Below are 4,567 nucleotides of genomic sequence, written 5' to 3'. Positions count from 1 at the left end.
CGCGCGCTATCGCGCGCGCGGTCGCCGGGTGATCTCCGGTGACCATGGCGACGCGGATGCCCGCGTGCCGGCAGGCGGCCATGGCGTCCGCCGCACCACGACGCGGCGGATCTTCGAGCGCGACCAGTCCCACGAGCGTCAAGTTCCGCTCCGCCGCGTCGGGCGATGCCGGTACGTCGCCGGGATCGACGGAACGGCTTGCCATCGCCAGGACCCGCAGGCCGCGGCTCGCGAGCGCATGGAGTGCATCCGCCGCACCGATGGGGACTGCCGAGCACAGCGGGAAGACCGCGTCAGGTGCACCCTTGACGAGGACACAGTCGCCGGCAACCACCGACATGCAGCGCCGGCGCGTATCGAACGGGAACCGGCGCGTCTCGGGTGCGGCGCGAAGATCCGTTGCCCGGTGGATCCCCACCCGGTGCGCCAGCGCGTCGAGCGCGGCTTCCATGGGATCACCACGTGGAACCCAGCGACCGTCTTCCTCTACGACATGTCCCGAGGAGCACCGCAGACCGATACGCGCAACCTCGCGGAGCGCCTCGTGGACGCCGAGCGGGACGCAGCGAACCTCGGCGACCGGCTCGTAACCGCTGCCCTGGATCACGGCGCGGCCGGTCGGCATCCAGACTTCGACGACCGTCATCTCGTTGCGGGTAAGTGTCCCGGTCTTGTCGGTGCAGATGAACGTGGTCGAACCGAGCGTCTCGACGGCTTCGAGATGACGGACGAGCGCGCGACGGTTCGCCATGTGCTGCGCGCCGATCGCCAGTGACAGCGTGACCGTCGGAAGGAGCCCCTCGGGTACGACCGCGACCGTCACACCGACCGCGAACAGGAAGCCGTCGGAGGCGCGGGTACCGACGAGCAGCGCGAGCCCGAAGAACACCACGCCGACCGCAACCGCGACCGCGCCGATCAGCCGCGAAACTCGGGTGAGCTCACGGTGCAGCGGAGTGGGTGCGGGCCGCTGCGCGCTCGTAAGGCTCGCGATGCCCGCGAGTCGGGTGCGAGCGCCGGTCGCCACGACCGTCGCGCTCGCCTCGCCCTCGACGACGAAGCAGCCCGCGTGCACCGCGTCGCCGACGGCGGGATGCGCCGGCACGCTCTCACCGGTCAGGCTCGACGTGTCGACCGCGAGCGCATGGACCGCGTCGAGACGGAGGTCCGCGGAGATCCGGTCACCCTCGGCGAGCAGCACGACGTCGCCCACCACGAGCGCGTCGGCGGCGATCTCGAGGGGCGCGCCGTCACGCACGACGGTGGCCCGCCGTGGGAGCAGGTCGCGGAGCCGCTCGGCCGCATGCTCGGCGCGCTGCTCCTGGACGAACGCGAACAGCCCGTTGAGCACGATGACGACGAAGACGGCCACCCCGAGCTGGGGCAGGCCGGCAATGAACGCCAGCGCCCCCGCCACCCAGAACAGCAAGGCGAAGAAGTGGACCATCTCGGCCGCGAGGCGCCGCCACGCCGGTGAGCGGCGCGGCACCGGGAGCAGGTTCGGGCCATCGATCGCCAGGCGGGCGGCGGCGTCACCGGCGGTGAGACCACGGGCCCGCACCCCGGTGTCGGCAGCGGGCGCGTCGCCATCAGGGTTCATCGCCGCGCCCTCCGCCAACTGCCGAAGCGCGTCGCCGCGCCAGCCGCGAGGCAATGGTCACCGCCATCCAGCACAGAACGGCTGCCAGCACGACACCACCGAGCACCACGGCCACGATCTCGGCCCACCCCATCGCTCATCCTCCGTCGAACAGTTGACCAGAGGAAGATCCACGCCGACCAGGGTCAAGAGTCACCGATCGCGCTCCCGGCCTCAGCCGGTCAGTCGATCGCGCCCGATGCGACCAGTTGCCGGAACTCGTCGTCGGTGACGCCGAGCAGCCCCTGGAGCACGCGCTCGTTGTCTTGGCCCATCGCGGGGCCGGGCCGGACGTCGACGACGGTTCGGCTCGTCTTCACGTACGCGCCGTAGATGGTCTCGACGAACCCGAGCGGATGGCTCACCTCGATGAACGTCCCGCGTGCCCGGTAGTGAGGATCGTGGAGCAGGTCGGCGACGTCGAGGACCGGTGCAGCTGCGACACCGCGCTCCTGTAGACGCGCCGCGAGCTGGTGCTCGTTGTGGTCGGCAGTCCAGCGCGCGATGCGCGCGTGCACGTCGTCGATGCGTTCGAGCCGACCAGCGTGCGACGCGAGCTCCGGCGCGCGCGCCCACGCTGGATCGCCCATCGCGCGCACGAGGTCGCGCCACTCGTCGTCGGTCGCGACCGCGATGCTGATCCAACGGTCGTCGCCCGCGCACGGGAACAGACCGTGCGGTGCCATGGCACCGACAGGATGACGGTTACCGAGCGGTCGACCGTCGCGCTCGTTCAGCAACCAGTCCATGACCGCGGAGCCGACCAGCTGCATGATCCCCTCCTGCTGGGAGTAGTCGACGTGCTGGCCGCGGCCGGTACGTCGACGATGGTGCAGCGCGAGCAGCGCGCCGAACGCACCGATGACGCCGCCGAGCGGGTCGCAGAACGCGTTCTCGACAGGGACCGGTGCACCGTCGACGTATCCGGTGATGCTGTCGAGCCCCGTGAGGCTCGCAAGGCTCGTACCGTAGGTACGCACGCCCGAGAGAGGACCGAAGGAACCCGCCGCAGGCATCGACACCATGACGAGATCGGGGCGCAGCGCGCGGAGCACGTCGTAGCCGAGACCGAGCCGGTCCATCGTGCCGGGCGCGAAGTTCTCGAACACGACGTCGGAGAGCGCGACGAGCCGCTTGGCGAGCGCGACCCCGTCGCGGTGCGTGAGGTCAAGAGTGACGCTGCCGTTGCCGGCCCAGCCCGCATGGTTCTGGAGCGAGCGGTCGGGCGACGTGATTCCCTCGGCGAACGGCGGCAGCGTCCGGTTGATGTCGATACGGCGGTGCGACTCGATCTTGACCACGTCGGCTCCGAGGAACGCGAGGGTCTGCCCCGCGACGGGACCGAGCCAGCTCCAGCCGAAGTTGGCCACCCGGATCCCGGCCAGTGGAAGCGCGCCGGGTTCGAGCGAGGGACCCTCGGGCGTGGTCTCGGCGACGCGCCACGAGCGAAGCACTCGCGGCAACTCGTCGGTGTGCTCCCCGAGCAGGGGCGAGCTCCGTTGCGGCCCTCCGGGACATTCGGGGAGCAGCACCGGCGCGCCCAGCGTGCGCACGGTTCCGAGCACCGGATGCTCCACCGCGACTCGGTAGCCGCGGGCTTCCAGATGCGGGTGCTCGACCGCTTCGGCAACGGTCAGCACCGCGGTGACCGGCACACCATTGGCCTGGCAGAGGTCCATCACCTCCTGCTTGGAGTGCCGGCTCGTCCAGTCGAGCAAGCGCGGATAGAGGAAGTCGGCGTTGGCGCCCCGCTCGAACATGTCGCGGAACAGCTCGGGGCGAGCCCACTCGGGATCGCCCATCGCCGCGCGCAGCCCGTCCCACTGCTCGGGCTCGAGCGCGATCAGCCACACGTAGCCGTCACGGCACGGCGCGATCGTGGCCGGCATCGCGAGACTCATGCTGGCGCCCGAGCGCCGCGCGTAGCGACCGTCCTGCGCGTAGCCGCCGATGTTCTGCGCGCCGGTGAACAGCGCGGCGATCACCTCCGAACACGACACGTCGAGATGCTGACCACCGCCGACGAGCGGGCGTCCGTGGAGCGCGGCGAGTCCCCACGCGGCCGCGCAGTACCCACCGAACAGCTCGGCGCTGAACGTGCCGTGCTCGAGCGGCGCGTCGTCGCGCCGCCCGCAGTAGCGGCTGCCCGTGGCAGTGAGGTGGAAGGCGTTGAGGTCGTAGCCGCGCCAGTCCGCGTAGGGGCCGGTCCGGCCGAACGGGCTGAGCGAGATCACGACCAATTCGTGGTTCAACGCGCAGAGGTCCGCCGGTTCGAGCTCCCACTCGCGCAGCCGCGCCGGCGGCTGGCTCTCCACCACTACGTCGGCGCGGCGCAGCAGCTCGACCACGGCCGTGCGCTGGTGGGTGTCCGCGAGGTCGGCGGTGATGCCGCGCTTGCCGACGTTGTAGAAGAAGAAGGTGCCGCTGGCCTCCCGATCGGGACGGTCGCCCGGGAACGGTCCCCACCCTCGGGTCACGTCACCGGAGCGGGGCGGTTCCACCTTCACGACGTCGGCGCCGTAGTCGGCGAACAACCGCGCGCAGAAGGCTGACGCGACCCCTTCTCCGAGGTCGACCACGCGCACACCGTCGAGCGCGCCCACGTTCAGGCCCTGAGCTCTTGCACGAGGGTCGCGACGTCGCCGTCGAGCGCACGGTCGGCAGGCAAGGGAACGCCGACCGCGTCGGCGAGGTCGCGGTACCAGGTGTCGAGCACGGTTGCGAGCCCCTCGTATGGCGCCGACGGGACGAGCGCGTCGAGCATCTCGTCGGTGACGAGCGGCGCGAGCTCGTCCCACCGGCCACGTCGGACGAGCTCGTTGAGCTGCCGACCGCGGTCACCCCAACCGAGCAGGTCGAGCGTGCGCCAGTACTGGGGAGTCGAGTACAGCGTGGCGAGGATGCCGCGCGCGCTCTCCCGCGCGCGCG

Annotated in this window: 4 protein-coding genes; all 4 read right to left on the bottom strand. The window is 71.2% G+C overall.

Annotation, left to right across the window (positions count from 1 at the left end):
- On the bottom strand, nucleotides 1–1,600 hold a 1,600-nt coding region (locus tag WD271_12490; GenBank protein ID MEX1008645.1), incomplete at its 3' end, for an HAD-IC family P-type ATPase.
- Nucleotides 1,590–1,733 carry a hypothetical protein gene (locus WD271_12485; protein MEX1008644.1) on the bottom strand — a complete coding sequence of 48 codons (144 nt, stop codon included), beginning with the start codon at nucleotides 1,731–1,733 and terminating at the stop codon, nucleotides 1,590–1,592. The genes WD271_12485 and WD271_12490, both read right to left, overlap by 11 nt.
- A gap of 88 nt (nucleotides 1,734–1,821) precedes the next feature.
- Complete coding sequence (locus tag WD271_12480; protein ID MEX1008643.1) at nucleotides 1,822–4,242, bottom strand: CoA transferase; 2,421 nt, start codon at nucleotides 4,240–4,242, stop codon at nucleotides 1,822–1,824.
- A 2-nt stretch (nucleotides 4,243–4,244) separates the two neighbouring features.
- Nucleotides 4,245–4,567, bottom strand: a 323-nt coding sequence (locus WD271_12475; GenBank protein ID MEX1008642.1) for an LLM class F420-dependent oxidoreductase, incomplete at its 5' end; no start/stop codon positions are given.

It is taken from the genome of Acidimicrobiia bacterium (assembly GCA_040880805.1).
Taxonomy (GTDB): Bacteria; Actinomycetota; Acidimicrobiia; order IMCC26256; family DASPTH01; genus DASPTH01.
This window is presented reverse-complemented; position numbering and strand designations above follow the sequence as displayed.